The sequence below is a fragment of the Acinetobacter yuyunsongii genome, assembly GCF_041021915.1.
Classification (GTDB): Bacteria; Pseudomonadota; Gammaproteobacteria; order Pseudomonadales; family Moraxellaceae; genus Acinetobacter.
Map to the genome: position 1 here is coordinate 108,834 of NZ_CP157435.1, position 26,731 is coordinate 135,564.

26 protein-coding genes, 2 tRNA genes, 1 pseudogene and 1 CRISPR repeat array are annotated in these 26,731 nt (G+C 38.4%); of the genes and pseudogenes, 18 read left to right on the forward strand and 11 right to left on the reverse strand.

Going from position 1 to position 26,731, the window contains the following annotated elements:
- Window positions 1-28 precede the first annotated feature (28 nt).
- A complete protein-coding gene (locus ABLB98_RS00500) occupies window positions 29-238 on the forward strand; it encodes a hypothetical protein (RefSeq protein WP_329603207.1) in 210 nt (69 codons plus the stop codon).
- A gap of 69 nt (window positions 239-307) precedes the next feature.
- Here ABLB98_RS00500 and ABLB98_RS00505 read toward each other — a convergent pair whose 3' ends face one another.
- Both ABLB98_RS00505 and ABLB98_RS00510 read right to left on the reverse strand, forming a co-directional pair.
- Window positions 308-631 (reverse strand): hypothetical protein, encoded by a 324-nt coding sequence (locus ABLB98_RS00505; RefSeq protein ID WP_348882772.1) that lies wholly within the window; start codon window positions 629-631, stop codon window positions 308-310.
- Between the two features lie 91 nt (window positions 632-722).
- A pseudogene (locus tag ABLB98_RS00510) lies at window positions 723-890 on the reverse strand (DUF4236 domain-containing protein); the annotation flags it as partial.
- 67 nt (window positions 891-957) lie between these two features.
- Between ABLB98_RS00510 and ABLB98_RS00515 the strand changes: the two are divergent.
- The 8 genes from ABLB98_RS00515 to cas6f all read left to right on the forward strand — a co-directional run bounded on the left by ABLB98_RS00515 (window position 958) and on the right by cas6f (window position 11,008).
- Window positions 958-1,548 carry a bifunctional 2-polyprenyl-6-hydroxyphenol methylase/3-demethylubiquinol 3-O-methyltransferase UbiG gene (locus tag ABLB98_RS00515; protein WP_136700185.1) on the forward strand — a complete coding sequence of 197 codons (591 nt, stop codon included), beginning with the start codon at window positions 958-960 and terminating at the stop codon, window positions 1,546-1,548.
- Between the two features lie 2 nt (window positions 1,549-1,550).
- A complete protein-coding gene (locus ABLB98_RS00520; protein ID WP_348882747.1) occupies window positions 1,551-2,600 on the forward strand; it encodes an HNH endonuclease signature motif containing protein in 1,050 nt (349 codons plus the stop codon).
- Between the two features lie 148 nt (window positions 2,601-2,748).
- Window positions 2,749-3,717: a type I-F CRISPR-associated endonuclease Cas1f gene (cas1f, locus tag ABLB98_RS00525; protein ID WP_249570932.1), complete on the forward strand. Its 969-nt coding sequence runs from the start codon at window positions 2,749-2,751 to the stop codon at window positions 3,715-3,717.
- Window positions 3,714-7,076 carry a type I-F CRISPR-associated helicase Cas3f gene (cas3f, locus tag ABLB98_RS00530; RefSeq protein ID WP_348882748.1) on the forward strand — a complete coding sequence of 1,121 codons (3,363 nt, stop codon included), beginning with the start codon at window positions 3,714-3,716 and terminating at the stop codon, window positions 7,074-7,076. The genes cas1f and cas3f overlap by 4 nt, the downstream gene beginning before the upstream one ends.
- A gap of 9 nt (window positions 7,077-7,085) precedes the next feature.
- A complete protein-coding gene (locus ABLB98_RS00535) occupies window positions 7,086-8,354 on the forward strand; it encodes a type I-F CRISPR-associated protein Csy1 (RefSeq protein WP_087547276.1) in 1,269 nt (422 codons plus the stop codon).
- Window positions 8,351-9,340, forward strand: coding sequence for a type I-F CRISPR-associated protein Csy2 (csy2, locus tag ABLB98_RS00540; protein ID WP_087547275.1), 990 nt, complete (start codon window positions 8,351-8,353; stop codon window positions 9,338-9,340). The genes ABLB98_RS00535 and csy2 overlap by 4 nt, the downstream gene beginning before the upstream one ends.
- A 28-nt stretch (window positions 9,341-9,368) precedes the next feature.
- Window positions 9,369-10,391, forward strand: coding sequence for a type I-F CRISPR-associated protein Csy3 (csy3, locus tag ABLB98_RS00545; protein ID WP_348882749.1), 1,023 nt, complete (start codon window positions 9,369-9,371; stop codon window positions 10,389-10,391).
- Window positions 10,392-10,393: 2 nt separating this feature from the next.
- Window positions 10,394-11,008 (forward strand): type I-F CRISPR-associated endoribonuclease Cas6/Csy4, encoded by a 615-nt coding sequence (cas6f, locus tag ABLB98_RS00550; RefSeq protein ID WP_249570935.1) that lies wholly within the window; start codon window positions 10,394-10,396, stop codon window positions 11,006-11,008.
- Window positions 11,009-11,139: 131 nt separating this feature from the next.
- Window positions 11,140-14,588: direct repeats of the CRISPR family, unit length 28 nt; unit sequence GTTCACTGCCGTATAGGCAGCTTAGAAA.
- A 104-nt stretch (window positions 14,589-14,692) separates the two neighbouring features.
- Here cas6f and ABLB98_RS00555 read toward each other — a convergent pair.
- The 5 genes from ABLB98_RS00555 to ABLB98_RS00575 form a co-directional block, all read right to left on the reverse strand.
- A complete protein-coding gene (locus tag ABLB98_RS00555) occupies window positions 14,693-15,439 on the reverse strand; it encodes an ATP-binding protein (protein WP_249571580.1) in 747 nt (248 codons plus the stop codon).
- A gap of 10 nt (window positions 15,440-15,449) precedes the next feature.
- The gene (locus ABLB98_RS00560; protein ID WP_348882750.1) at window positions 15,450-15,986 is read right to left on the reverse strand and encodes a hypothetical protein; all 537 of its coding nucleotides are present in this window, start codon (window positions 15,984-15,986) and stop codon (window positions 15,450-15,452) included.
- Window positions 15,987-16,058: 72 nt separating this feature from the next.
- Window positions 16,059-16,307, reverse strand: coding sequence for a hypothetical protein (locus ABLB98_RS00565; RefSeq protein ID WP_004895356.1), 249 nt, complete (start codon window positions 16,305-16,307; stop codon window positions 16,059-16,061).
- Window positions 16,300-17,481: a DUF3596 domain-containing protein gene (locus ABLB98_RS00570; protein ID WP_348882751.1), complete on the reverse strand. Its 1,182-nt coding sequence runs from the start codon at window positions 17,479-17,481 to the stop codon at window positions 16,300-16,302. Before ABLB98_RS00570 ends, ABLB98_RS00565 begins: the two co-directional genes overlap by 8 nt.
- Before the next feature lie 19 nt (window positions 17,482-17,500).
- Window positions 17,501-17,710 carry a hypothetical protein gene (locus ABLB98_RS00575; protein ID WP_000122748.1) on the reverse strand — a complete coding sequence of 70 codons (210 nt, stop codon included), beginning with the start codon at window positions 17,708-17,710 and terminating at the stop codon, window positions 17,501-17,503.
- 112 nt (window positions 17,711-17,822) lie between these two features.
- On the opposite strand from ABLB98_RS00575, the gene ABLB98_RS00580 reads away from it, so the two are divergent.
- Window positions 17,823-18,050, forward strand: a complete 228-nt coding sequence (locus tag ABLB98_RS00580; protein WP_000587224.1) for a helix-turn-helix transcriptional regulator — start codon at window positions 17,823-17,825, stop codon at window positions 18,048-18,050.
- Window positions 18,051-18,385: 335 nt separating this feature from the next.
- Here ABLB98_RS00580 and ABLB98_RS00585 read toward each other — a convergent pair.
- A tRNA-Gly gene (locus tag ABLB98_RS00585) sits at window positions 18,386-18,461 on the reverse strand.
- A 44-nt stretch (window positions 18,462-18,505) separates the two neighbouring features.
- Window positions 18,506-18,581 (reverse strand) — tRNA-Gly (locus ABLB98_RS00590).
- A 189-nt stretch (window positions 18,582-18,770) separates the two neighbouring features.
- On the opposite strand from ABLB98_RS00590, the gene ABLB98_RS00595 reads away from it, so the two are divergent.
- The 5 genes from ABLB98_RS00595 (at window position 18,771) to ABLB98_RS00615 (ending at window position 21,606) form a co-directional block, all read left to right on the forward strand.
- The gene (locus tag ABLB98_RS00595; protein WP_348882752.1) at window positions 18,771-19,079 is read left to right on the forward strand and encodes a BolA family protein; all 309 of its coding nucleotides are present in this window, start codon (window positions 18,771-18,773) and stop codon (window positions 19,077-19,079) included.
- 9 nt (window positions 19,080-19,088) lie between these two features.
- On the forward strand, window positions 19,089-19,481 hold the full coding sequence (locus ABLB98_RS00600; RefSeq protein WP_005155351.1) for a SirB2 family protein: 393 nt from the start codon (window positions 19,089-19,091) through the stop codon (window positions 19,479-19,481).
- An 80-nt stretch (window positions 19,482-19,561) separates the two neighbouring features.
- Window positions 19,562-20,404 carry a ParA family protein gene (locus ABLB98_RS00605; protein WP_004665257.1) on the forward strand — a complete coding sequence of 281 codons (843 nt, stop codon included), beginning with the start codon at window positions 19,562-19,564 and terminating at the stop codon, window positions 20,402-20,404.
- A 9-nt stretch (window positions 20,405-20,413) separates the two neighbouring features.
- The gene (locus ABLB98_RS00610; protein ID WP_005155349.1) at window positions 20,414-20,806 is read left to right on the forward strand and encodes a hypothetical protein; all 393 of its coding nucleotides are present in this window, start codon (window positions 20,414-20,416) and stop codon (window positions 20,804-20,806) included.
- Between the two features lie 209 nt (window positions 20,807-21,015).
- Window positions 21,016-21,606 (forward strand): LysE family transporter, encoded by a 591-nt coding sequence (locus ABLB98_RS00615; protein WP_087536702.1) that lies wholly within the window; start codon window positions 21,016-21,018, stop codon window positions 21,604-21,606.
- Window position 21,607: 1 nt separating this feature from the next.
- Here the strand turns inward: ABLB98_RS00615 and ABLB98_RS00620 are convergent, their stop codons facing one another.
- Entirely contained in the window at window positions 21,608-22,246 is a 639-nt protein-coding gene (locus ABLB98_RS00620; protein ID WP_005155341.1) for a DedA family protein, read from the reverse strand.
- A 236-nt stretch (window positions 22,247-22,482) separates the two neighbouring features.
- On the opposite strand from ABLB98_RS00620, the gene ABLB98_RS00625 reads away from it, so the two are divergent.
- Both ABLB98_RS00625 and ABLB98_RS00630 read left to right on the forward strand, forming a co-directional pair.
- Window positions 22,483-22,905, forward strand: coding sequence for a DoxX family protein (locus tag ABLB98_RS00625; RefSeq protein ID WP_348882753.1), 423 nt, complete (start codon window positions 22,483-22,485; stop codon window positions 22,903-22,905).
- A 146-nt stretch (window positions 22,906-23,051) separates the two neighbouring features.
- Window positions 23,052-23,420 carry a NirD/YgiW/YdeI family stress tolerance protein gene (locus ABLB98_RS00630; protein WP_348882754.1) on the forward strand — a complete coding sequence of 123 codons (369 nt, stop codon included), beginning with the start codon at window positions 23,052-23,054 and terminating at the stop codon, window positions 23,418-23,420.
- 50 nt (window positions 23,421-23,470) lie between these two features.
- Here ABLB98_RS00630 and ABLB98_RS00635 read toward each other — a convergent pair whose 3' ends face one another.
- Window positions 23,471-24,697, reverse strand: coding sequence for a DUF445 family protein (locus ABLB98_RS00635; protein WP_249571581.1), 1,227 nt, complete (start codon window positions 24,695-24,697; stop codon window positions 23,471-23,473).
- Between the two features lie 442 nt (window positions 24,698-25,139).
- Here ABLB98_RS00635 and guaA point away from each other — a divergent pair, with 442 nt between their 5' ends.
- Window positions 25,140-26,708 (forward strand): glutamine-hydrolyzing GMP synthase, encoded by a 1,569-nt coding sequence (gene guaA / locus ABLB98_RS00640; protein WP_005155336.1) that lies wholly within the window; start codon window positions 25,140-25,142, stop codon window positions 26,706-26,708.
- Window positions 26,709-26,731: the final 23 nt, after the last annotated feature.

The following is a 26,731-nucleotide window of genomic DNA, read 5'->3' on the forward strand; positions in this document are numbered from 1 at the left end:
AGAAGTCGTTACAGATGCTGTATGTGATATATGCAACCAATCAACGAAACTAGAGTTTGGCACTTTATCGGCGCATTGGGGCTATGGTTCCAAGCATGACGGGGAAAGATATGAATTGCAGTTATGTGAGAAATGTTTCTTTTATGCCTTAGCGACATTAAGAAAAGGGCGAGCAGATGAGTTTGTGTTTGATGAAAATTTTGACCCTTCGACCCTAGAGGGGTTAGGCTTGAAGTGAACCTATCATCACGATAGGTTCTAAGAATCCAGAAAATACTGATTCATATCCACGCTAGCAGCTTCATTTTTAATGGCGAGTAAGGGATTCAGGAAAAATATTTTTCTTTGCTTCGAGGTCACTGAGTTCGGAAAATGCTTGAATACCGCCTGCGGCTTTAATTCCATCTATAGCAACAGATAGAGCTTCCTGATCTGACGGGAATGTTTCATCCCATACCGTAGAAGTACCATTTTGGTTTACCACTTCCAGTGTCCAGTTACTATCAGGTAATCGATAAATGAGAATTTCAACTTGCTCATTATTCTCTTGTAAAATTTGAGACAAGGGAGAATCGATTAAATCATTTTCATCATAATCCAGAGTACTGTCATTATCAGACGTCAGCGGCAGCCTTTATTATATTTAACATCCGTCCATAGTAATAAATGAATTAAATTTTGCCTAGCGGAATGAATGTTATGGGTGCAAAGAATGGCTAAATTTAAAAAATAATTGCCCCTACAATAAAACAAAATAATCCAAAAATTACCCAAATCCAGACATTCGATTTGGGTTGTTCGGTATCTGATGTATAGAGTGGTTGTTGTTCCTGAGCAGGATTCTCTTGGTTGCCAGCTCTGTTCTTATAGGGTTGGTGCTTGGAATAGGACTGATCATTTGACTTATCTAGTGAAATATCAGTATGTTCTTTAACATAAGATATTGGCTTTTAGACAATGAATCAAACATCAAATTATTACAATCAACATGCTCAAGCATTTTTTGAAAATACCTATCAGGTTGAGATGGAAAGTCTTTACGCACCATTTCTAAGATATTTGCCGGAACAGGCATTGATCCTGGATTTGGGCTGTGGCTCTGGGCGTGACACTCTGGCATTTAAGAAAAAAGGCTATCAAGTTGAGGCAATTGATTATTCTGCCGAGCTGGTTGAAAAGGCGAGAGAGCTGACAGGCATCGAGGTACGTCAGCAAAGTTTTTATGAGCTGAATGAAGTAGCTAAGTATGATGGGATTTGGGCTTGTGCTTCTCTTTTGCACTGTGAAAGAAATCGCCTGACTGAAGTGCTGGCGCGCATATTTAAAGCATTAAAGCCAAATGGTGTGTGTTATATGTCTTTTAAATATGGCGATACAGACCGTGAGAAAGAAGGGCGCAGCTTTACTGACTTGAATGAGCAGCAAGCTTACGACTTACTCAAACAAATAGATCAGGCTTTACTGTTACAGCAATGGATTACTGTAGATAAACGTTCAGACCGTACAGAAGAGTGGCTGAATATTCTGATTAGAAAAGTGCAGGCTTAGATATGTTATTCAGTATAGCCGAAATACCAACCCCTCAAGAACAGTTAAAATTCTTGAAGCATATTCAGCAGATTTTGCAGTCAGGGGCATTTACTTCGACATATAAGTTTGCTTTGCTGATAAGTATCACGCGTCTGGCGATTGAACAGGGTCAAGATACCGGCGCTGTGTTGCATTTGGACTATCAGGATATTGCTGAAAAGTTTATTGACCTGTACTGGAAACAGTCAATGCCGTTTCAGTTTAACCAGTACGAGCCTTTTACTATTCATCAAAGTACTGGTAAGCAGGCAAAGATCATCAGTGAAATTCAGAATGCACAGCAACAATTCAAGACCTTGGCCGCGTTGAGAAAGGATGTACTTTACTGGAACAGGCTGAAGCGAACAGTTGCGACAAGGGTTAAGCAAATGCCGGTAGTATATTTGCAGAATCTGAATGGTCAAACGGTAGAATTTCTCTATTGCCTTGAAGACTCCAAACAGTCCCTCAAGCTTTTACCCAAAGTGATGTATTGTTTGAGACAGTTCAGTGAAATTATTGAAGAGTTGTGCCAGAAGCGCTGGATTGATTTTGTTCGGCTAAACAAGCAGAACCTGGTGGTACTGGATGGTTTGCCTGACCTAGATGAATTCATGTTTGCTCCAAGTCGTAATCAATTGGGGCAGGTCGCGGACTTCTTAATTGACTTACAGCAATGCCAGTGTTTTTACTGTGGAAAAAGTCCCAAAAATTCAAAATATGCCGTGGATCATTTTATTCCATGGTCTTTATATCCTGCCGATACCGGACATAATTTTGTCCTGGCGGATGAAAAATGCAACTCACAAAAAAGTAATTATTTAGCATCACAGCAATTCTTACATCAGTGGCAGGAACGTAATCATCTGCATGATCAATCTATTATTCGAGAAATTTCTCAATTAGGTTTTCTAACCGATCTGCAACGTTCGCATCGGGTTGCCGATTGGGCGTATAAGCAGGCAATAGAGAATGAGTATTTAGTTTGGTTGGGCGGAAAAGACAAGAAGATATTTGCCGCAGTGTATTAAGTTTTAAAAATATTTTTAACTGTATGAATCACACAAATTCTTGAAAAAGACTGCGTCAATATGTGACGTTAATTTCCTAAAATTTCTTTAAATAATTATTCGAACAGGATATTTTAAGGACAACTCTTCTTCATAATTGATGATAAGAATGGAACAGCTTAATCCATCAGATCTAAAAGCAATATTACATTCGAAACGTGCCAATTTGTACTATCTTGAACATTGCCGTGTGATGCAGAAAGATGGTCGAGTTCTTTATCTGACCGAGGCTAAAAACGAAAATCAGTACTGGAATATTCCGATTGCCAATACTACAGTGATTCTATTGGGTACAGGCACATCAATTACTCAAGCAGCAATGCGCATGCTCGCAAGTGCAGGTGTTCTGGTTGGTTTTGCAGGTGGAGGTGGCACGCCTTTGTTTATGGGCTGTGAAATTGAATGGATGACACCACAAAGTGAATACCGTCCAACTGAGTATATGCAAGGTTGGATGCAATTTTGGTTTGATGAAGCCAAACGCTTAGATGTTGCTAAACATTTTCAATTGGCACGAGTTGAATATATTCAGAAGATTTGGTCGAAAGACCGAGATTTAAAAGAATATACCTTTCATGTGGATGATTTAGATATTCAACAGGCTTTAACGGGCTATGCAGCAAGAATTTCACAACAAACTAAAGTTGGAGACTTACTACTTGCAGAAGCTGCGACCACAAAACAACTTTATAAAATTGCAGCGACTCGTACAGGTTTAAAGGATTTTAGTCGCAATCCTGAACAAGGTGATTTAGCCAATGATTTTTTAAATCATGGCAATTATCTGGCTTATGGTTTAGCAGCGACAACACTTTGGGTACTTGGAATTCCACACGGTTTTGCAGTCATGCATGGCAAGACGCGTCGAGGGGCTTTAGTGTTTGATGTGGCAGATTTAATTAAGGATGCTGTGGTTTTGCCTTATGCCTTTATTTGCGCCAAAGAAAAAATGACTGAACAAGAATTTAGACAGCAGATTTTGCAGAAATTTACCGAGCATAAATGTCTGGACTTTATGTTTGATCAAGTCAAAGGACAAGCTTGTAAAAATCATGATGTAGATGGAGAAACATTATGATTGTGACGTTTATTAGTCAATGTGAAAAGAAAGCCATTCCACGAACGCGTCGGGTATTAGATGCCTTTGCAGACCGAATTGGTGATAACACCTGGCAGACAGTGATTACTGAGGAAGGTTTAATTGCAGTTAAAAAATTGCTGCGTAAAACCGTGACCAAAAGTACAGCGGTAAGTTGTCACTGGATTCGGGGTAGACGTCGAAGTGAGTTGCTATGGATTGTGGGGAATCGGAATAAGTTTAATCGTGAGGGTGTGGTGCCAGTTAATACGACGCAGAAAAGTCTAAACCCTTGGAAATCATCGCATTTATGGCAAAATTTGGAATTGGTTGCAATTGCATCAGGAATCGCAGGTTTATTTCATGATTTTGGCAAAGCAAATGATTTATTTCAAGCCAAGTTAAACCCTGAAATTAAAACTGAAAAGGGTTATGAACCATACCGACACGAATGGATTTCACTAAAAATATTTGAAGCTTTTATTGTAGATCAAAGTGATCAACAGTGGCTTACCCAATTAGGGAATTTACAGGCTTCTGATGAATGTAGATGGCTTGAAAAATTATCGGAAATGCGTTCAAGACCAAAACTCGGAGATACATTTGCTTATTTACCACAATTTGCACAATTAGTTGCATGGCTGATACTCAGTCATCATCGTTTACCTATTTATCCTTTTTTTGAAAATAGCCCACCTGTCTTAAATATCCATAAGTCAGGTTTATCAAAATTTGAAAATTTAAGCCAATATTGGCTATCTGAATGTGATGTGAAATGGAATTCGCCGAATTGCATTAAATATGACTGGACTGCAACAGAAATAGAAAAAAACTGGATGTTTAGTCATGGTTTACCTGTACGTAGCCAAGAGTGGCGGTTAAAAGCACAATTACTTTCAAAAAGAGGTTGTAATCAAATTGCTCAAATTCAACAATTGAACTGGTTAGATGATCCTTTAACCATGCATTTATCACGTTTAATGTTAATGATGACCGATCATTGGTATTCAGCACAAAATGCGAGAGTTGAACTACAAGATCAAACTTATCAGGCATATGCCAATACAGATAATGAACAAAAATTAAAACAAAAATTAGATGAACATAATTTAGCAGTTAGTTTTTATGCTTATATTTACAGTCGTAAACTTCCACAGTTTATTGCTGAACTCCCTGAATTGGGGGTGAATCGAATATTGGATCGAGGATTTTCAAATTCAGATCCCCAGTTGAGTGAGTGGCAAGATAAAGCCGTTAAGCTATGCAAAAAACTGAATATTCGTAGTAATGAATGTGGTTTCTTTGGTATTAATATGGCAAGTACAGGAAAGGGCAAAACGATTGCCAATGCCCGTATCATGTACGCTTTATCTGATATCGAAAAAGGCACCCGCTTTAGTATTGCTTTAGGTCTTCGTACATTAACAACACAAACAGGAGATGCCCTAAAGCAAAACTTGAATTTAGATGACAGTGATATTGCGACCATTATTGGTTCAAGTGCGATACAACGCCTACAAAAGGCTTTTCAACAAGATAAAGATGCTCAACAACAAAAGCAATTATTAGCCGATTTAGAAAAAAATGAATTTGCTATGCGTGGCAGTGAAAGCCTAGAAGATACCGAAGACAGCTTTGATGTGGATTATCCTGATATAGATGCAGATAGCTTATTAAAAACATGGTTTGGGAAAGACCCTAAAATTCAAAAATTATTACATGCCCCAATTTTGGTCAGCACAATCGATTATTTAATCCCAGCGACAGAAAGCTTAAGAGGTGGGCGACAAATTGCCCCCATTTTACGATTACTCAGCTCAGATTTAATTTTAGATGAACCTGATGAGTTTGGACTAGATGATTTACCTGCACTTTCGCGCTTGGTCAATTGGGCAGGGATGTTAGGTGCTAAAGTCTTATTATCTAGTGCGACCATTCCTCCTGCTATGGCTTTTGCTTTATATGAATCCTATGCTTTAGGTCGACAAAAATATCAACAAGCCATGTTAGGTCATCAACAACAAAAGCCGATTGTATGTGCTTGGTTTGATGAGTTTGCAGTAAAAGAGCTAGAAAGTTCAACTATTTCTGAATTCTGTAAGCATCATACTCTCTATGTGAATGAGCGTATTAAAAAACTCAAAGCAGATGAAAATAGATTAAGAAAAGCCAAAATATTAGAGGTTCAAGAAGGCCTAAATATTCAAGAAAAAGTAGTCAATACTTTATTAAAAGGGATTGCTGAAGCACATACACATCATCATCAGACAAGTGAAAACGGTGTGGAAATTTCTTTAGGTGTGATTCGCTTTGCGAATATTAATCCTCTTGTTCAGGTTGCTCAAAATTTGCTGACTCAGCATATTGATGAACAAACGATGCTTCATTACTGTATTTATCATAGTAAATTCACCTTAGCACAGCGTTCTTTTATTGAAGAAAAACTAGATCGAATTTTAAATCGAAAAAGAGCAGATAAAATTTGGATGCAACCAGAAATTTCTAATGCAATCCATAAATATCCAAAAATTAAAAAACATATTTTTATCGTATTGGCGACATCTGTCTGTGAGGTTGGACGAGATCATGACTATGATTGGGCAATTGCTGAGCCGAGTTCTATGCGATCTTTGGTACAGTTAGCAGGGCGTATTCAAAGACATCGAAAACAAAATGTGAATAAGGAAAACTTATTTATTTTGAATCAAAACATTCGTGCTTTACAAAAGCAAACGGTAGCATTTACTAAACCTGGTTTTGAAGGAAATTATAAAAGTGGTCGTCATTTAAGTGAGAATAAAGAAATACGAAATTTACTGACAATAGAGCAATATCAATATATCAATGCTATTCCAAGTATTTATTTTATTAAACCACCCACAAGAACAGAGCTACCTATTTTTAACGACTTAGTAACACTGGAACAAACGGCCTATGCCATGACGTTATTGGGTGCACGTGAAGAAGATAATAACGCACGTTTATGGTGGTGTAATTCACTCTCTTGGAGCGGGGAGTTACAACGACGTCAGCCATTTCGAAAATTTCAAGCTGAAAAAAGTCTTTATCTTATACCTACTAGCACAGGAAAAATGCAGTGGTATAGTTACGATGAAAAAAATTATACATTTTCTATGGTTGATGAGATTCGGAGCTATAAAAATTTAAGTTTTCATCCAAACAGTCAAATGTGGTTTAGTACAGATGAAAATCAACGTTATCATGATATTGAAGAAATTTTAGAAAGTTCACAAAGGCAAGTTGTTTTAAATTATGGGGAAGTATCTCTGTTGGATGATAAAAATATTCAATATTACTATCACCCTTTTTTAGGCGTGTTCTTAGATAAAAAATTATAGGAGATTATAATGAATGTTGATGTGATACATGCCAGTATCGAAAGCTTTTTAAGGCAACGTATAGATAAAAAAGTAGAAGCTGAGCGAAAAAAACTGAAAGAGGCTTTTACCGATGAGCAATTATCTAAGATCCACAGCGATCATGAAATTGTATCATGGATAACTTATATTGCTGAAAATGCGAGTAAAGTGAGTTTGAATGTCAGCCATGTAGCAAAACTCACTCATTCTAGTAATAAAGCCATTAATTTAATCGATTTGATTCCACAACAAAAATATCATTATTTACTGACGACACAAACAGCAAATGTAAATGAATCAGACAGTGCTTATACTGATGCGAGTTATGCACCTGTTGCCGAATTCTTAAGCTTTAACGTTATTGATTTAGACAAAAACTTAGGGCAATTTCTAGCGGAAGATGAAATTTATTTTAGTAAAATATCAGACAATGCCGATGTTCGAAAACAATGGCAAATGCAAATTTCAGAAGCCTATGTGGCAAAAAAGTTAAATAGTCACGTCTTAGCCAAACAAGTCTATATTCCAGTAGATGATCATTATCATGTCATTTCGCCTGTTAAATCGAGTGCTTTGGCACATAAAATTTTTGAAAAAATCACATATAGTCGTTCTAAGGATACGCCTGTTAATCAAGCGAGAAAACAAAATCTAAGCTATGAAGGTGTTTATACATTTTTTCCTAAAACTGCTTTTTTAAGTGTGACGAAAAGTAATCATCAAAATGCGTCTAAATTAAATGGAACACGTCGGGGAGGCTTATATTTTTTCCAAGCAAATCCGCCACAGTGGAGAAAAGATGCTTTACCACCTCCGAATATGGAAAACTTTTTAGCACGTTGTCGCACAACTCATAGTGTAGAAATATTCAAAGAAATTAAAAGATTATTCTATGTCATGAAAAAAGAGAATCTGAGCATTAATTTAAATCGAAGAAATGTTTTAACAGAATTACTCGAATCAATCGCAGATGAAGTGATTCATCAAATTTTATGGATTCAGCAAAGTTATGCCAAAGGTTGGGCAAATGATCTAGAAATTGAACCTTATTTACGTGCGTTTTTAGATCCAATTGAAAGTAAGCAACAGGAAAATAAAGCATTTATTGATGAATTTACAGAACAAGTTTCGAAGTGGATCAATAAAAATATGGGTGAGAAATATGAGCATAGAGAATTAAAAGCAATTTGGTTTAATGCACTACATCCTGTTTTTAAAGATTTTCATGCAGTATTAACAGTGGAGTCAATTGAATGACCTCATATATTTTATTAGAAAAAGTTAGCGTGGAAGATGCAAATTGTATTGCGGGATTTACCTATGGTTTTCCAGCAATCACAGGTTTTTTAGGCTTTACTCATGCGATCTCCCGTAAATTTAATGCTGAGTTTGGCATAGAAATTGTAGGTTGTGCGATTTTTAGTCATGATTTTACCTTGCATACCAATGAACAATATGATGTTCGATTTATTCAAAGTAAACGCCCGCCTGTGACATTACAAGGGCAAAAATATCGTGCAGAAGCCAATAAAACACCACCTATTATTGAAGAAGGGAAAATGGATTTAACAATTTCCTTACTATTACAATGTAAACAGGTGTTGTCAGGTGTAGATGAACAAAAAAAACTTTATCAAAAATCTTTAAAAAAATGGGTATATCAAGCACGTTTAGTCGGTGGAAGTATTACGAATATTAAAAATATTAGCTTTTGGACTGAAGAATCAGATCTCAACAAATTAAAAAGAAAGCTCTTACCTAGCTTTGTATTACTTGATGCGACATCCACCTTAGAAAAGCATGTGGAACAATCAAAAATAGATGATCCAAATTCTGATTTATTCGATTTATGGACAGATTTTTTTGCCTATAAAGCAGAATCTAAAATTGATGAAGATCAAAGTACTGTGCAATGGGTACGTAAAGATAAACCCAATCCTAGAGGTTGGTTTGTACCCTTGATGATTGGTTTTAAAGGGATTAGTCCATTGTATGAGGGGCAAGAAGTTGAACACCATCGTGATCCACGATATCCCTTCCGATTTGTTGAATCTGTACATAGTATTGGTGAATGGCGTAGTACACACCGAATACAGAACTTATCTGATTTGATTTGGAGATATCACATAGAAGACGAATGGTATTTATGCCAACAGAAGCAAAATTTTCAAGCAAATATAGAACCTATTGAACAACCACAACCAGCCTTAGATGATGGTTCATTTAACTTTGATTTCAATTAATCTTTCAAACTAAAAAGGAAAAAATAACATGGCGAAGAAACCTAAAGTAGCAACTGATAGCGCGAAAGTACCAAGCGTACTCGCATTTAATCGTAAAATTGAACCTTCGGATGCCTTAATGCAGTCAGGCTTATGGTCAGAGCGCGCTAATTCAACAGCATGGAAAAATATCGATCTACATGAAAAGCGTAATAGAGGTACAAAAAGCCAATATGGCGTAGATGATGCCGAGAAAACTGACCCAAATTTAGTATGGGGAGATGATGCGCGTCTACCATTTGAAGCGGATACTTTAAAAGTTTTCTTTACAGTGAAATTCTTAGGAAATATTGCTGAACCTACTACGCATAATCGTCCAGATTTTGAGATTAAATTAAAAGAAAAATTTGCAACATATCAGCAAGACATTGGATTTTTAACATTAGCAAAACGCTATGTTCGAAACTTGATCAATGCTCGATTCTTATGGCGAAATCGTTTGGGTGCAGAAAATATTGCTTTACAAATTAGAAATACAGACACTAATCAGATTTGGAACTTTGAAAATGCTTATCAGCATTCATTAAATAATTTTGATGAGCTAGAAGATAAACAAGCGATGGAAATTGCAGAGCTAGTTGCTAAAAGCTTTAGTGAAGATAATTATTTATTATTAGAGGTGACGGCATTTGCTAAAGTTGGTGAAGGGCAACATATATTTCCATCACAAGAATTTGTAGATAAACCACCAAAAGGCCAAAAGTCTAAATATTTATATCAGATTAAAACGAATCAAGGTATGTGTGCCGGTATCCACTCTGAAAAAATTGGTAATGCTATTCGAACGATTGACGATTGGTACACAGTAGAAAATAGTGATTCCTTAAAAGCACCTATTGCAGTTGAACCATATGGCTCAGTACCAAACCGTGGTCAAGCATATCGAATCAGTAAAACAGATTTCTATACTCTACTTATTAACTGGCTAGAAAATGAAGAGATCTCTAAAGATGATCAACATTTTGTGGTTGCAAATTTAATCCGTGGTGGCGTCTTTGGTGGAAATGACTGATTATGAAATTTTATCAGGAAATTACCTTGATTGATCAGGCTGAAATTTCCCCATATTTCATTTGGTCAAAGCTGTATACACAAGTACATATCGCATTGGCTGAAATAAAGGATGATTCAGATAAGGTGGGAATTGGTGCTTCTTTCCCTCAATATATTTTTGAGGAAAAAGTAGAAAACCAAAAAGCTAGGATCAATCTAGGTAACAAACTTCGTTTATTTGCTGAGTCTGAAGCTGATTTAAAAAAATTAGATATTCGAAAATGGCTGGAACGTTTAGAAGATTATGTGCATATTACATCAATTCGTGAAGTACCTAGCGATATTAAAGGCTATGCCATTTACAAGCGTAAGCAAGTGAAAACCAATGCCCAGCGTTTGGCACGGCATCGTATTAAACGTGGAGATATTGGCTTTGATGAGGCATTAGCCAGATACAGCAATGTAGTTACGACAACCAACATGCCTTATATTGAAATGAAAAGCCTGAGCACTTCAGATCAGCAAAGTGAAAAACGTTTTAAATTGTTTATCGAAAAGCAATCTGCTGAAAAATCTGAAACTCAGGTTTTTAGCACTTATGGATTAAGTTCAGTATCATCCGTACCCGAATTTTAACCCAATATTTTTTCACTCTTTAACAGCTTAATAAAATCAATAAGTTATAATAGTAAGTTAATACTTGGGTCTTTTATAGGATTTTAAGCATAACTTGCTGTTATAGCTTTATTTTTTATGTTAAAACTATTGTTCACTGCCGTATAGGCAGCTTAGAAAACCACCACCAAACTGGCCACCACCACCAGTGTGTTCACTGCCGTATAGGCAGCTTAGAAAATCCATACCAAAGGCTGTCTGAACATTCGTGCGTTCACTGCCGTATAGGCAGCTTAGAAAAATTAGACGAATGGCGCATGAATTAAAAAAGGGTTCACTGCCGTATAGGCAGCTTAGAAAGTTAAAGACACAACTGCTCACAATACTTTTTATGTTCACTGCCGTATAGGCAGCTTAGAAAGCCGAAAGGCGGTTTTTTTATGTCTGGAGAAAGTTCACTGCCGTATAGGCAGCTTAGAAACAAAATCGTTCCTTCACAAAAGTAAGGGCTAAGTTCACTGCCGTATAGGCAGCTTAGAAAGTTTACAAGTGTTTGGCCAACTGGGCATTTTTGTTCACTGCCGTATAGGCAGCTTAGAAACAAATATTTAAACGCTTTTCGTAAATTCTACGGTTCACTGCCGTATAGGCAGCTTAGAAAAATCAAAAAAATCACGTATCTCATCATAAAATGTTCACTGCCGTATAGGCAGCTTAGAAAAGTGGTGTTGTTTTAACTCTATTTAATCAATTGTTCACTGCCGTATAGGCAGCTTAGAAAGAAAGGGTGCGAATGTTGAAAAGCCTGAATGCGTTCACTGCCGTATAGGCAGCTTAGAAAATCCTGATTTTCGGGATTTTCGGGATTTTCTGGTTCACTGCCGTATAGGCAGCTTAGAAAGTGCTTCTGAATTGACTACTTTGACTTGGAACGTTCACTGCCGTATAGGCAGCTTAGAAACTGCACCCGATGCAAGTGAAAGTATTTTAAATGTTCACTGCCGTATAGGCAGCTTAGAAACGAATGACTTTAATACCCCATACGGTTGCGAGGTTCACTGCCGTATAGGCAGCTTAGAAAAATGCGATTTGTGGGTTGCATTGCCGACCTTGGTTCACTGCCGTATAGGCAGCTTAGAAAAGTCGAAAAATTCATTCACCTTTTCCCAAAAAGTTCACTGCCGTATAGGCAGCTTAGAAAACCCGTGCCGATTGATACGTGAATCGGAATGTGTTCACTGCCGTATAGGCAGCTTAGAAAAACAAGGCACAAAACTTGACGTTTCACAAGCTGTTCACTGCCGTATAGGCAGCTTAGAAATTGTTGTGTGTATGCGTAGTATTTTCCATCCCGTTCACTGCCGTATAGGCAGCTTAGAAAATCATCTGACCATCGAGCAATTGAACCTAGCAGTTCACTGCCGTATAGGCAGCTTAGAAAACTTTGTCAATTTATGAGCATGATTAGACCTTGTTCACTGCCGTATAGGCAGCTTAGAAATTAGTTCGACTCAAACGCCCATATTTTTCCATGTTCACTGCCGTATAGGCAGCTTAGAAATGAAGCATCAAGAGTTTGACCAATCGGGCATTGTTCACTGCCGTATAGGCAGCTTAGAAAAGTCTTTAGGCGCTTGCTGAATAAAATCACATGTTCACTGCCGTATAGGCAGCTTAGAAAATGTGTAATTTCATTACATGTAATTTTGATGTGTTCACTGCCGTATAGGCAGCTTAGAAAGAACTGAACCTTAACAATATCAAGAGCCTTATGTTCACTGCCGTATAGGCAGCTTAGAAATTGTCTTGAGTCTTTGACTCCTGCGATTTCTGGTTCACTGCCGTATAGGCAGCTTAGAAAATTCTTAAAAATCAATCCTCGATTAAAATATCGTTCACTGCCGTATAGGCAGCTTAGAAAATCGTCTCTGAATGCATACCACTGCTCAGAACGTTCACTGCCGTATAGGCAGCTTAGAAATTTTGAAGATTTAGCCCCAAGTACCACCAGTGGTTCACTGCCGTATAGGCAGCTTAGAAAAACAAGATTTACAGCAGAACAATGATTTTTATGTTCACTGCCGTATAGGCAGCTTAGAAACATTCAAGGCACTGATTTGTTGTAGTGTCGATGTTCACTGCCGTATAGGCAGCTTAGAAAGTCCAAAAAAACTTTGGCGCTGCTGCTAACGAGTTCACTGCCGTATAGGCAGCTTAGAAAAAGTACTACCATTGTTGATTTAAATTGCATGAGTTCACTGCCGTATAGGCAGCTTAGAAATGTTGTAAAACTACCTTTCCAAGCTGGTGTAGGTTCACTGCCGTATAGGCAGCTTAGAAAGTTGCGTCAAAACTTTGATGAACGTCAGTCTTGTTCACTGCCGTATAGGCAGCTTAGAAAAAATGCATTGATAAAAGTTTGAAGTGGAAACAGTTCACTGCCGTATAGGCAGCTTAGAAATATATTTAAAATCGTTAGCAGCAGCGCCAAAAGTTCACTGCCGTATAGGCAGCTTAGAAAAGTCGAAAAATTCGTTAACCTTTTCCCAAAAAGTTCACTGCCGTATAGGCAGCTTAGAAAAGTACCGATTGATACATGAATGGGTATATCAGGTTCACTGCCGTATAGGCAGCTTAGAAATCCCAAGGTTCAGAATTTAAGTTACCGCCTTTGTTCACTGCCGTATAGGCAGCTTAGAAAAACAATAGCTAGAAACACTAACGCTGGAACAGGTTCACTGCCGTATAGGCAGCTTAGAAAGACGTGTTGAGAATAACTGGGTAGGCGGCTTAGTTCACTGCCGTATAGGCAGCTTAGAAAAATGAGTGCCCGAAAGTTGTGCTACCGTCAACGTTCACTGCCGTATAGGCAGCTTAGAAACATTTGCGATATTACTCGTGTGTTGATGTAACGTTCACTGCCGTATAGGCAGCTTAGAAAATTTTCATCAACTACTGGAGTCGGATTAACTGGTTCACTGCCGTATAGGCAGCTTAGAAATGTTCATCTTTTGAAATTGGTCGTATTCCACAGTTCACTGCCGTATAGGCAGCTTAGAAAAAGATTCCTTATGAACCAGACATAAATTATGGGTTCACTGCCGTATAGGCAGCTTAGAAATGAGTCAAGAGACAGATCGAAAGCTCAAAATCGTTCACTGCCGTATAGGCAGCTTAGAAATTTACCAACATCACCCACCTCTCAACCGTTCAGTTCACTGCCGTATAGGCAGCTTAGAAACGAACGAGTCAAAGCATCACTACGGAGCCGAGGTTCACTGCCGTATAGGCAGCTTAGAAAAATGCAGCGAATGAAGCCTTTAAACTAGCAAAGTTCACTGCCGTATAGGCAGCTTAGAAATTGCCAAATTCTTTCATCTGCCAAAGCAATAAGTTCACTGCCATACAGGCAGCTTAGAAAATGCTGAATAATACGTTTCTACTGGTGTATAGGTTCACTGCCATACAGGCAGCTTAGAAATGATACTATTCCACCTGATAACACACCAACAAGTTCACTGCCATATAGGCAGCTTAGAAAGCCTTTTTTGCTAATGCTGATTGAGACATGCCGTCCACTGCCGTATAGGCAGCTTAGAAGTATTATTTTCAGTTATACTTATGCAAGCGAGATATTCTGTAAATAATTCTTGTAATAAAAGCCAATTATTTCAGTGAGATAATTGGCTTAAGTGAGAGTTGCGATTATCCGCTAATTCGTCGGTCATCCCAATAACACGGCACTACAATCAAATGGTTCTCATGTAACCGAGACCATAATCTTACACCTAAATCCCGCTGCATATTTTGGACTGTGAAATTGGAAATCAGCAGGGTAGATTTCATATTGTCATAACGGCTATATAGAACCTTATGTACCATCTCTAGGCGTTTTTCATGCCGGTCATGCAGGCCATATTCATCAATCACTAATAAATCAAAACTGGAGAAATGGTCGATGACTTCTTTCTCAGAGCGTGAAGTATCTGACCAGGTATCCATCATTTTTTGAGCAATTTCTGCACTGGTATAGTAGCGTGCAGACTTTGTACTGTTATGCAGAATGTTGCGAATAATTGATGCGCTCAGATGGGTTTTACCTGTACCCGGTGTACCAATCATCAACATGTTCGGATTGTGACCAGAAATAATCTGCTGCGCAAAAGCCTGACATAGTTTGATGGCATTGTCTTGAGCAGGACATGCAACTACAAAATTCTTGAAGCCACGGTCCAGATAGCGTTTATTGAGCCCTGAGTTTTTGATTTTCTGTTCTAGCAATCGCTGTTGCAGTTCATCCTCATAGGCTACATTTGAGTGATGGACGGTTTCTTTGGCACACAATTTACAGAGCCTGTGACCTGCAATTTCTATCAGGGGTATATGATGGGTAGCGCAAAGTGTTTCCGTTGTTTCTGCGCGAAACTGGAGTGTTTTAAGCATGGTATTCATGACTGATCTCCTAAATCCACTTTGAATTTTCTAAAAAACTCTCATTTTTTTCTTCAAAATTTGAAGATGAAGATGAAGATGAAGATGAAGATGAAGGGCATGATTCAAGCATGGCTTGAGTAATACTCGAGCTCTTCTCAGGAGTTGCTTGAGCATTTACTTTTCGTTGCTTGGTTGATGCTTGAGCATTACTAGCGGATTTCCCCCAACGTGCTTGAGCTGCATTTTTAGCTTTATCAGATTTCATTTGCTGATTTTGCAATGCCTGGCTTTTTAAACTGGTTAAAAAACTTGAATGAATCTGCTCAGACTCGACTTCAAACAATTCCAGAGCCATCAGCGTATTCAACAAAGTTTTAGCCTTGGTGTGCTGAGGTAATTTCGTGATGCTGCATACAGTAGCTAGGTCATGAGGAATGGCACCATTTTTCCAGAAATCCATCATTAACAGCAGTGCCGCACCAATTTGTTCTGCCGTCATTCGTGCAAATTTTGCCTGTAGGTCGCCAATATAGAGTGGCATCCAAATTGAAATATCTTTATGCATGTGTTCACCTTTTTATAGGTATAGAGGGGCTAAGGTCATCGATTGGATGACCTTCTGTCTGTGTTTGTTTTATTAGTGAGCGAGACTCATTAAGCGGAGACGGGCCTGTTGGGCCAAGTCATCGTAATGGGCTTGCCCTTCATCCAACATTCGCTGTAACCAGAGTCTCAACGCCTGGTGATCATCGAAGCATTTATTGATTTCCAACAAAAAAGCTAGATTGTGAAGTTTGGGAATGTGTAGCTCATGGATTAATTCACGAGCGACCATATCTGCTTCAGGGCTGACGACCACACCACCAAAGAAAGCTTTACTATTCATGTGCAAGCTCCTCTGTATTTAGTTTTTCCAGCATGGCTTCAAATGCACTGCCATCGCGGCGCGTAACATTGGGGATGTAACGGCTATAGACTCGAAACAGCATTTCAGTCGTTGAATGTCCCAATTGACGTGCGATCCATTCCGGATTTTCTCCTGCTGACAGCCAAAGAGTTGCTGCTGTATGGCGTGTTTGATAGGCTCTTCTAGACTTCAATCCTAGAAAGCGCAAGATCGGATGCCAGACACGTTTATTCACCAGACGATAATCGAGAGGTCCACCATCACGATTGCAGAAAACAAACTCTGATTTACCATTATTTAAGCTTTTCTGTTGGAGAAAGGCTTGGTAAACGCGGTCATTCATCTGGATCGTGCGGTCAGAACCATAAGTTTTGGTTCCACCAAGCACACCATTCACTAACGCCTCTCTGATATGGATTTCACGACGCTGTAAGTCGATATTTTTCCATTGCAGACCATCGATTTCACTGGTACGCATACCCGTAAAAAAGCGGATGGTGTAATAGGGGCGGAAGTCTTCACGCACCGTGGTAAGAATTTTATGTACCTCTTCCAGAGAAAAAGGTGTGACTTCAATCTTGCTTTCCTTCAGATTGTTAATATTTTTATAAGGCGACTCAAACTCGTATCGTTCAGCCGCATCATTGAGTATCATACGTAAAGGCGTCATGATTTGATTGATTCTCGATGCTTTCAGACTTGTCTGATTTTTTCCGTGTGTCACTTTGGCGAGAGAGGCACGGAAGTTCAGCAAGTCTGACTTCTTGATTTTCGAGAGAACCTGATTACCAAAAGCAGGAATCAAATAGTTTTTGATCACAATTGAAACCTTTTGCTGGTATGAGGTTCTCCATTCAACTTGTTTCTGCTTAAACCACAATTCAGTAAACTCTTTAAAAAGAGGCACTTTGGTTTGTACAGCGATTTGCTGACTTCTTTTTTCCTTAAACTCCTCAACACGGTTGCTTTTTGGAAAGTATTTTTCGTATTCAAAGGTTCCCAAAGTAATTTCAGCTTCAAGCTGCTCGAGACGTTTTTTCAAAATACGACGATTATAGGCATTGTCTTCAAGACTAGTTGTTTCTCTGCAACGAATGCCCATGTAGCGAAAATCGGCAATCAGTTTGCCACTTCGTTCCCGGATGGTAGCCATCAGTTAAACCTCCTAAGCCTTATTGCAGGGCATCCATGCTTAAACCAGTGAATTTAAGCATTTCAGTTTCAATGCGTTCCCAAACAAAAAGAATTTTGCGACCACCAAAAGGACGGATGTAGTGAACACCTTCGATAAAGACACTGTCCTTTAGCTGGTTGCGAATAGTACGAGCGTCGTACTGGATTTTTTCAGCCAGTTGCTGGGCTGTGAGATAGGTATATGACATAATAGAGCCTCATATTTTTTACTAGGTAACTAGGAAAAATTATTCCTAAGACATAAATTATCATATTTTTATGTTGTTGCAAGTACTTTTTATGATTTAAGTAGGAAATTTTATGATTATTTCAAACTTGGCAGTTTTATTAGCAGAAAGGAAACTTAAGGTTGCTGATTTGGTAAGAAGTACTGGAATTAATAAATCTACTTTGCACAAACTTTATAATGATGAATCTGTACGGATTGATTTTGAAACCATTGATAAAATTTGTATTGCATTAGATGTGGGAGTGGGTGATTTATTGATTTTTAAGAAAATTGATAATAATCAAAATGATAATGACTAGTTTGGTCACAAATGGTCACATCAAAAAGTAAAATGGTCACAAATTATTGAACGATTGGTAAAAAAACACTGTGCTTTGAAAAGAGTTATGTGTTTTTTACACCCAAAAAAGCTCTGAGGGGGCTAAAAAGTAGAGATGTAATGAGAGCATTTGAGATCAATTAAGACCATTTTTATTGTCGTGGGCACGCCATGGTCACATCTTGGTCACAAAATACAAATTACATTAAGAATATTTTTTATTGAATTGAATCACAAAGGGAGGCGGAATTTTCAAAAATATAATAAAATCAACAAGAAAAAAGCCCTAATCTTTCGACTAGGGCCTTTTAAATTTGGAGCGGGAAACGAGACTCGAACTCGCGACCCCAACCTTGGCAAGGTTATGCTCTACCAACTGAGCTATTCCCGCATATTGAGCAGTTTTTACTAAAACTTACACTTAAAAAACCAAACTGGAGCGGGAAACGAGACTCGAACTCGCGACCCCAACCTTGGCAAGGTTATGCTCTACCAACTGAGCTATTCCCGCGTGCCGTTTATAATACATTAAGCAAAACAAGGGTCAACAACTTTATGCAAATAAATTAATTAATTGCATAAAATTAAAGCATTTCTGCGATTAAAAAAGTTAAAAGGCAAAATTTTGTACAAAATTTTCTCTTCATCTAGGGTCATGTATACTAACGCACTATCACAATCTGACTTTATAGAGTGGCTGATGAAATTAGAGCAACAGTTGATTGAGCGTTTGCAAACATTAATACCGACCCATTTGGAAGTACTGAATGAGTCGGCTGGACATGGAGGCTATTTCCCAGGAAAAGAATCACATTTTAAAGTGATTGTGGTGAGTGAGGAGTTTCAGGGTTTACGTTTAGTACAGCGTCATCAAAAAATCTATGCTGTGGCTGCTGAACTAATGAGTCCTGGTAAAATTCATGCTTTAGCAATTCATGCTTACGTTCCTAGTGAATGGCAAGGTCAAGCGCCAGCCAGCCCTGAATGTGCACACGCACCTAAAAGTTAGGGATTGATCATGGACGCACATTTACTCACCAAAATTATTCATATGTCCGCTGTGAGTTTGCTGATTATTGCTTTTGTTTTTCGTGCAGCGACTTTATTTGTTGGTGTTCAGGATCAGCAGCCAAATCCAAAAGGATTTAAAGCACTCGTCGGCTTACAACATTTATCATTGACGCTGATTATTGTGACAGGTGCTATTTTAGTGGTGATGAAAAACTTTGAGGTTGCGCCTTGGTTTTATGCCAAAGTGATTCTCTTTTTTGTACTTTGGTCATCTTTAATCAAAATTTATAAAAAAGATAACAGCGTGTTGTTACAACAGCGCCGTGCAGGTTTGTTGGTCGGTACAGTGGCATTGGTTGGTATTATTGGCTTAGTCATCATTAAACCTGTTTTTGCGTAATTGTTTGACATTGTTTTAGTAATTGTTTTTGCACTAGGTTAAACTGCGTGCAGTTTACAAAAATCTTGTAGAGGGAAATCATGTTAACTCGTGTGGTATTTAACCAAAAAGGTGGTGTAGGGAAATCAAGTATTACAGTCAACTTAGCTGCAATTAGTGCTAAGCAAGGTTTAAGAACTTTGGTGATTGATCTTGACCCACAAGCAAATTCAAGCCAGTACCTTTTAGGTGAAGATGCAACATATTCTGCTGACAAAGCAGCACTAGAGCCAAACATTGAAAATTTCTTTGAAGATATTTTGGGAAGCACGCAGCAAAAGGGCCTGATTGGTAATGCAATTGGTTCCATTTTGAAAGCACCACGTGGTAAGGGTTTAGAAAGTTACGTTCATCGCTCATCTTTTGAAAACTTAGATGTGATTCCTGCAAGTCCAAGTCTTGGTGCTTTGGAGCATGCATTAGAAAGTAAGCACAAAATTTATAAGTTACGTGACTCAATCCAATCACTAAGTGCGCGTTATGACCGTATTTTTATTGATACTCCTCCAGCGTTTAACTTTTTTACATTATCAGCATTAATTTCAGCAGACCGAGTATTGATTCCTTTCGATTGTGATGTCTTCTCGAAACGCGCGTTACAAACTTTGATTGAAAATGTACTCGAAACCCAAGATGATCATAATGATCGCTTGGAGATTGAAGGAATCGTCGTAAATCAATTCCAGTCTCAAGCAAAGTTACCGCGTGAAGTGGTTCAGCAATTAAAAGATGAAGGTTTGCCTGTTTTAGAAAGCATGTTACCGCCATCCGTGTTGATGAAAGAATCACATCAAAAGAATTTACCCTTGATTCACTTGGCATCAGAACATAAGTTGACCTTAGCTTACGTCACTTTATTTGGTGAGATTGAATCAAAAAAATAAGAGAATCTTATGAAACGCTTATATTGGATGCCTGTGGTAGCACTCAGTATGTTATTAGGTGCTTGCGCATCAACAGTTAAGCCGTCTTATGTTTCACCAACTCAGTACCAAGCTTTAAACTGCCAACAGTTGCAAGCTGAATATAATCGTATTCAACAATACATCGATAATGGTGTGCAGACACCTAAACGTACTGGGGTTGGTGTCGGTATTGGACTTGGTGGTGGTTGGGCAAGAGGCGGTGGTTGGGGAATTTCGCCAACAATCTCATTAAATATGGGCCAGTCGATGAACACCAAGAATACCGAGCTTGCCAATGTGCTTGGACAGCAGGATGCAATTGTGCAAGCTGCACAGTTCAAAGGTTGTGCAATTGTGGTCAAGCCACGTTCAAAATCATAAGTTGAAATTCATTTATCACTGTAATTTACTACAGTGATAAATAACTAAATTTTAGCAAAATATTTCAAGATAAAAATATATAAAACAATATCTTAATAATATTTATATTCATTTCTTTAATTTTTATAGCCTAATTTTCTCCTCTAAATTTGTTTTTTTGCTTCAAATTCGTTTAAGGTGACGAGCATATTTTGTCATCTGGTCTGTCTATGATTGAAAGTTGGTTTTTTGTTTTGGCGATGTTGGCGGTGTTATTAATACCCGGTCCAACCAATGCATTGCTCGCCAGTGCAACTCATCAACAAGGCGCTTTTAAGACGATAATCTTCATTCCAATTGAATGGTTGGGATATGTATATGGCATAAGTTTGTGGGCATTATTTATTCATCTCTTTGAGCCGATTTGGCCAGCTTTAGATGTGATTTTACATACGGTGAGTTTAGCAGTGGTACTTTGGATGGCATTTCATCTTTGGAAAAGTGCGCATTTGCAAAAATATGATCAACGCCATCAGAAGATACGTAAGACAAAATTGTTTAGCGCTACTTTAAAAAATCCAAAAACAGTGCTTTTAGCGGCAGGTATTTTTCCTGTTGAAACATGGAATTCGATTGAAAATGCAGTGCTGGTTTTTGCGATTTTTAGTGTGATTTTAATCCCTGTAAGTATTTTTTGGATGTACTTCGGACGAGCACTTTTGGTTGGGAGTTTCAATGGAATTACAGCCGACCATTTATATAAAGGGTCGGCAATGTTATTACTGATCTGTATGTTGCCTATGATTTTTCGATTATTTTAATTTATTGAGCTTTACGCTCATTGAGTTTTTGCCGAACAAAACCAATTACGCCCGGCAAGATACTGATGATAATAATGCCAAAAATTAAATGGGTGAAGTTATCTTTAACGATTGGCATATTACCAAAGATATAACCTAACGTAATAAATGATGCGATCCAACAAAAAGCACCAATTACGTTATAGGTGAGGAAAAATTTATAATTCATACTGCCTGCACCTGCCACAAATGGTGCAAAAGTACGTGCAAATGGAACAAAGCGGGCAAAAATAATGGTTTTACCGCCATGACGTTGGAAGAACTGCTGTGTTTTGAGTAAATGTTGTTGATTGATGAATCGTAAATTCATTTCGAATACACGTGGGCCGATATAACGCCCAATATGGTAATTTACGGTATCACCTAATACTGCGGCAATAAATAATAAAATACCGAGTACCCACGGATCCATCGCACCAGTTGATGCTGCTAGTGCACCCGCAGCAAATAATAAGCTATCTCCTGGTAAAAAAGGCATCACTACGAGACCCGTTTCCACGAAGATAATTAAAAATAAAATGGCATAAATCCATACGCCATAATTGGTAATAAATTCTAAAAGGTGTTCATCAACGTGCAGAATAAAATCAATAAGTTCCATGAAGCTGTTAACAGTATGAATTTGAGCTAAATCGTAGCAGTGCAACTATAGAATGTCAGTATAAAAACCAATTTAATTGGTAACATTCATTGAGTAGCGACATGATTAATTTTGATCTAGAATAATGATTTTTGTTGCAAATATAGAACGATGCATTAATTAATATAACGTTTATTGCAAAATAAAACACACATAAACTGTTTCTGTATTAAAAAACAACTAGTGTGGAATCAATTATGTTTAATCCAAATGTTATCGTAAAAAATATGGTAACGCAGTCAGGTGTAGAAAATATCGTTACGCTTGTTGCTCGTATCCTAATGGCCTATATTTTTATTATTGCAGGATGGGGCAAGCTCAGTGCTTATGGCGCTACAGCGGGTTATATGGAATCGATGGGTGTGCCTGCCGCATTGTTACCAGTAACGATCTTGGTTGAGTTTGGTGGTGGACTTGCGCTGTTATTTGGTTTTCAAGCCCGTTTAGCTGCATTTGGTTTAGGTATCTTTAGTATTATTACCGCATTCATTTTCCATGGCGCAGATGATCAAATGCAACAAATCAACTTTATGAAAAACTTAGCTATGTCTGGTGGTTTATTTTATTTAATGTTGCATGGTGCAGGTCGTTTGAGCTTAGATCATGTGATTGAGAAATAATGAGCCATTTAAAACAATCCCCACATCAATGAGTGGGGATCGGTTTTTATACAGATAAAGTTGATTCTTGATTACAAACAGAAGCTGAAGCAAAGGCTTATCTCTGTTTAGATAATAATAAAGAGAAGAACTGGAGGAGATATTCAATGAAACAAATCTTGATGCCTTGTGGAATAGCGATTTTAATTGGCTTATCAACATCAACTTGGGCAGGTAAAGATGATCATGTGCTTGTGCAAGAAGCAGCAAAAAATGTGGTAATGGTGAATCAGATTGCTCAACTGGCTGATGAAACGGGTGTTACTTTAACAGGCCAAATTACGAAACATTTGCGAAGTGATCATTACGAATTTAAAGATCAGAGTGGCACGATTGGCATTGAAGTTGATGATGATATTTGGCGTAAAGCAGGCTTGAAAGTGGGTGATCATGTTCGGCTAGTGGGAGAGGTGGATACCCACCGCTATAAACCCACTGACATTGAAGTGATCAAAATAGAAAAACACTTGCATTAAGCATAAAAAAGGAAGCCTTAGCTTCCTTGTTTGATTCTGATGGTATTGCTTTAGAGCATAAAGTGAATTTGCATTTCCCCAACGAGGAAACCTAGTACTGCGCCAACAATGATCAATGACCATTCATCTTCTTTAAATGCAGGGCGGAGCATACCTTCAAATTCTTCAGGGCTTAATTTTTGCATTCGTTCGACTAAAGTCGTGCGAACATCCATGGCATCTTCGGCATAAGACTCTACATAGCGCATCGTCTCTGGGAGTTGTTTTAAAATGCGTTCGGCAACTTCTGCTTTCAGATTTTGATATTTTTCACCACCAATCGCATAAACAACCAATGGGCGAACGATACCTGCCTGTAGGTCAATTTCTTGTTTGACATGGCGACTGACAAGTTCGATGACTTTATCTGAATTTGTTCCAGAGAAAAGCTCTTCCATCATATTACGGGATGTGAGTAATTGTTTAGAAATGAGCGCTGCATAGTCTGCCGCGACTTCATTTTGACGCTTGATGAACAAACCTTGCCATGTGTAGCCCAAAATCTTCTTTGGGTACAATGGTCTAAACATCATTTGTAAAGCCATCCAGTCACTGAAAAAGCCGACAAAGCCACCGAACATTGGCAGCATCCAAGGATATTTTCCTTGAGTGACCACCCAACACAACATTTGTACAACACCGATCGCAAAACCAAAGACAAAGCCGACATTACTAAAGAACTTAAACTCTTGCTTACCGACTTTTTTGAAAATTTCGTTGAGAAGACGCTTATCTTTGAGGAGATTGCTAATCACCATGTGTTTGATGTCAAAGTATTTGATCACATCTTTTTGCACTTCGCCCATGATATGTTCAACAATCTCAGGGGCTTTGGCTTGAACTCGCTTAATTAATTTCTTTCGTGCGAACTCAGGCATACCTTCCCATAAACCCGGTTGATATTGCTGTGCAACTTCACGGGTAATGTCTTCGGCAGCAGCCATTAATGGTTTTTCAATTTCTTGAGCAATCCTTTTCGGATCCAGTCTGGCAAAAATTTCTTGGGGCTGAATTAACTTTGAGGTCATTAACTCAACGGCTATGGTCGCCATTTTTTCAGCTTTTCGCGGGACGATGCCTTGCCATCCGATTGGAAGACCAAATAACCTGAGTCCCTTAAATTCAAGTGGTGCAAACATCATTTGAATGGCAATAACTTTCGTTACATAGCCAATAAAGCCACTAATAAATGGGATCGAAATATATAACCAGAAATTCTGTTGAAAATCCGCAATCATTTCTTGAAACATTATTTTATTGGTCCTTCAAGTCCTAATTGTTGCTCATGATAGGGCAAGCCATAGATGATAGTGAAATATTTTATAATATTGACTGAGCCAATATCTTTTAGGCTTTTAGTTACCTTTTTATTTTCCTCTTTCCAAGGATAGTGCAGTCGCACAAAAAGGAAACGATGATGCCGACTGCATACCTTTCCGTGGTAATGCATATTTTCGACTCATCATCTTAGCACCAATTTTTGCTTTTTGTTGATCGGAATCAGCAAGAATTGTTGATTTAGTTCTCTTTTCCAACACGTGCTTGGGGAATTTTAGTTTAAATATCAGTCGCAATTGATCATACATGCTAAAAAATAAGATAGATGATGAATTGCGGTGCGCCAAAGCGTGAAAAATGTTAGAATATGGCGCTTAATTCATTTGCCTTTAATGTTTAGCCATGACGACCAATACTCAAATTACTGAAGATCGTATCCTTATTTTGGATTTCGGCTCTCAATATAGCCAGCTGATTGCACGTCGCGTACGTGAAGCGGGTGTTTATTCTGAAATGTATGCTTTCGATATGTCTGAAGAAGACATTCGTGCGTTTAATCCGAACGGGATTATTTTGTCAGGTGGTCCTGAGAGCGTACATGAAGAAGGTAGTCCACGTGCGCCACAAGTTGTATTTGAACTTGGTGTACCAGTATTGGGTATTTGCTATGGCTTACAAACCATGTCTGAACAGCTTGGTGGTAAAGTAGAACCAGGTACAGTTCACGAATTTGGTTACGCCGCTGTTGATGTGTTGGTACGCGATCAATTGTTGGGTGATCTCAATGATGGTGACGACAAGCTTAATGTTTGGATGAGTCATGGCGATAAAGTCAGTGTGATTCCTGAAGGTTTCTCTGTTACTGCAAGCACACCAAGCTGTCCATTTGCCGCGGTAAGTGATGAAGCACGTCGTTTCTATGGCGTTCAATTCCACCCTGAAGTGACCCATACGGCGAAAGGCGCAGAGTTATTATCGAACTTTGTGCATGGGATTTGTGGATGTCGTAATCTCTGGAATTCTGAAAACATCATCGACCTGCGTGTTGAACAATTGCGTGAGCAAATTGGTGATCAAAAAGTTCTGTTAGGTCTTTCTGGTGGTGTTGATTCTTCTGTTGTTGCTGCACTTTTACACCGTGCGATTGGCGATCAGTTGACTTGCGTATTTGTAGACAATGGCTTACTTCGTTTAAACGAAGGTGAGCAAGTAATGGATATGTTCGCGAAAAACATGGGTATCCGTGTGATTCGTGCTGATGCTGAACAGCGTTTCTTAACGGCGTTAGCGGGTGAAGTTGATCCTGAGAAAAAACGTAAAATTATTGGGCGTGAATTCATCGAAGTTTTTGCTGAAGAAGCACGTAAACTTGATGGCGTAAATTTCCTTGCACAAGGTACGATTTACCCAGATGTGATCGAATCTGCTGCAACTAAAAATGGTAAAGCACATGTGATTAAATCACACCATAACGTGGGTGGTTTACCTGATGATTTAGCTTTTGAATTGGTTGAGCCGATTCGCGATTTGTTTAAAGATGAAGTGCGTCGTTTAGGTACAACGTTAGGTTTACCACATGAAATGCTTTATCGTCATCCATTCCCAGGTCCAGGTTTAGGCGTGCGTATCTTGGGTGAAGTGAAAAAAGAATATGCGGATATTCTTCGTCTTGCGGATGACATCTTTATGCAAGAGCTTCGTGCAAGCGGTTGGTATGATAAAACTGCGCAAGCATTTGCGGTATTCCAACCTGTAAAATCGGTGGGTGTTGTTGGTGATGGTCGCCGTTATGCATGGGTGATTGCGCTTCGTGCGGTTGAAACAGTTGACTTTATGACAGCTCGTTTTGCACATCTCCCTTATGATCTTGTAGATAAAATCTCAACGCGTATCATGAATGAAATTAAAGATGTTTCACGTGTGGTATACGACGTGTCATCTAAACCACCAGCAACGATTGAGTGGGAGTGAGACGAGCGGTACACAAAGGTATC

What these genes read in the sequence shown, in the direction of transcription:
- ABLB98_RS00635 (WP_249571581.1), bottom strand. Translation starts at nt 24,697, where the DNA reads ATGATTGCGGATTTTCAACAGAATTTCTGGTTATATATTTCGATCCCA.
- cas1f (WP_249570932.1), top strand. Translation starts at nt 2,749, where the DNA reads ATGGAACAGCTTAATCCATCAGATCTAAAAGCAATATTACATTCGAAA.
- ABLB98_RS00600 (WP_005155351.1), top strand. Translation starts at nt 19,089, where the DNA reads ATGGACGCACATTTACTCACCAAAATTATTCATATGTCCGCTGTGAGT.
- ABLB98_RS00595 (WP_348882752.1), top strand. Translation starts at nt 18,771, where the DNA reads ATGAAATTAGAGCAACAGTTGATTGAGCGTTTGCAAACATTAATACCG.
- cas6f (WP_249570935.1), top strand. Translation starts at nt 10,394, where the DNA reads ATGAAATTTTATCAGGAAATTACCTTGATTGATCAGGCTGAAATTTCC.
- ABLB98_RS00630 (WP_348882754.1), top strand. Translation starts at nt 23,052, where the DNA reads ATGAAACAAATCTTGATGCCTTGTGGAATAGCGATTTTAATTGGCTTA.
- csy2 (WP_087547275.1), top strand. Translation starts at nt 8,351, where the DNA reads ATGACCTCATATATTTTATTAGAAAAAGTTAGCGTGGAAGATGCAAAT.
- guaA (WP_005155336.1), top strand. Translation starts at nt 25,140, where the DNA reads ATGACGACCAATACTCAAATTACTGAAGATCGTATCCTTATTTTGGAT.
- ABLB98_RS00555 (WP_249571580.1), bottom strand. Translation starts at nt 15,439, where the DNA reads ATGAATACCATGCTTAAAACACTCCAGTTTCGCGCAGAAACAACGGAA.
- cas3f (WP_348882748.1), top strand. Translation starts at nt 3,714, where the DNA reads ATGATTGTGACGTTTATTAGTCAATGTGAAAAGAAAGCCATTCCACGA.
- ABLB98_RS00625 (WP_348882753.1), top strand. Translation starts at nt 22,483, where the DNA reads ATGTTTAATCCAAATGTTATCGTAAAAAATATGGTAACGCAGTCAGGT.
- ABLB98_RS00535 (WP_087547276.1), top strand. Translation starts at nt 7,086, where the DNA reads ATGAATGTTGATGTGATACATGCCAGTATCGAAAGCTTTTTAAGGCAA.
- ABLB98_RS00615 (WP_087536702.1), top strand. Translation starts at nt 21,016, where the DNA reads ATGATTGAAAGTTGGTTTTTTGTTTTGGCGATGTTGGCGGTGTTATTA.
- ABLB98_RS00560 (WP_348882750.1), bottom strand. Translation starts at nt 15,986, where the DNA reads ATGCATAAAGATATTTCAATTTGGATGCCACTCTATATTGGCGACCTA.
- ABLB98_RS00575 (WP_000122748.1), bottom strand. Translation starts at nt 17,710, where the DNA reads ATGTCATATACCTATCTCACAGCCCAGCAACTGGCTGAAAAAATCCAG.
- ABLB98_RS00580 (WP_000587224.1), top strand. Translation starts at nt 17,823, where the DNA reads ATGATTATTTCAAACTTGGCAGTTTTATTAGCAGAAAGGAAACTTAAG.
- ABLB98_RS00565 (WP_004895356.1), bottom strand. Translation starts at nt 16,307, where the DNA reads ATGAATAGTAAAGCTTTCTTTGGTGGTGTGGTCGTCAGCCCTGAAGCA.
- ABLB98_RS00605 (WP_004665257.1), top strand. Translation starts at nt 19,562, where the DNA reads ATGTTAACTCGTGTGGTATTTAACCAAAAAGGTGGTGTAGGGAAATCA.
- ABLB98_RS00570 (WP_348882751.1), bottom strand. Translation starts at nt 17,481, where the DNA reads ATGGCTACCATCCGGGAACGAAGTGGCAAACTGATTGCCGATTTTCGC.
- csy3 (WP_348882749.1), top strand. Translation starts at nt 9,369, where the DNA reads ATGGCGAAGAAACCTAAAGTAGCAACTGATAGCGCGAAAGTACCAAGC.
- ABLB98_RS00515 (WP_136700185.1), top strand. Translation starts at nt 958, where the DNA reads ATGAATCAAACATCAAATTATTACAATCAACATGCTCAAGCATTTTTT.
- ABLB98_RS00520 (WP_348882747.1), top strand. Translation starts at nt 1,551, where the DNA reads ATGTTATTCAGTATAGCCGAAATACCAACCCCTCAAGAACAGTTAAAA.
- ABLB98_RS00610 (WP_005155349.1), top strand. Translation starts at nt 20,414, where the DNA reads ATGAAACGCTTATATTGGATGCCTGTGGTAGCACTCAGTATGTTATTA.
- ABLB98_RS00620 (WP_005155341.1), bottom strand. Translation starts at nt 22,246, where the DNA reads ATGGAACTTATTGATTTTATTCTGCACGTTGATGAACACCTTTTAGAA.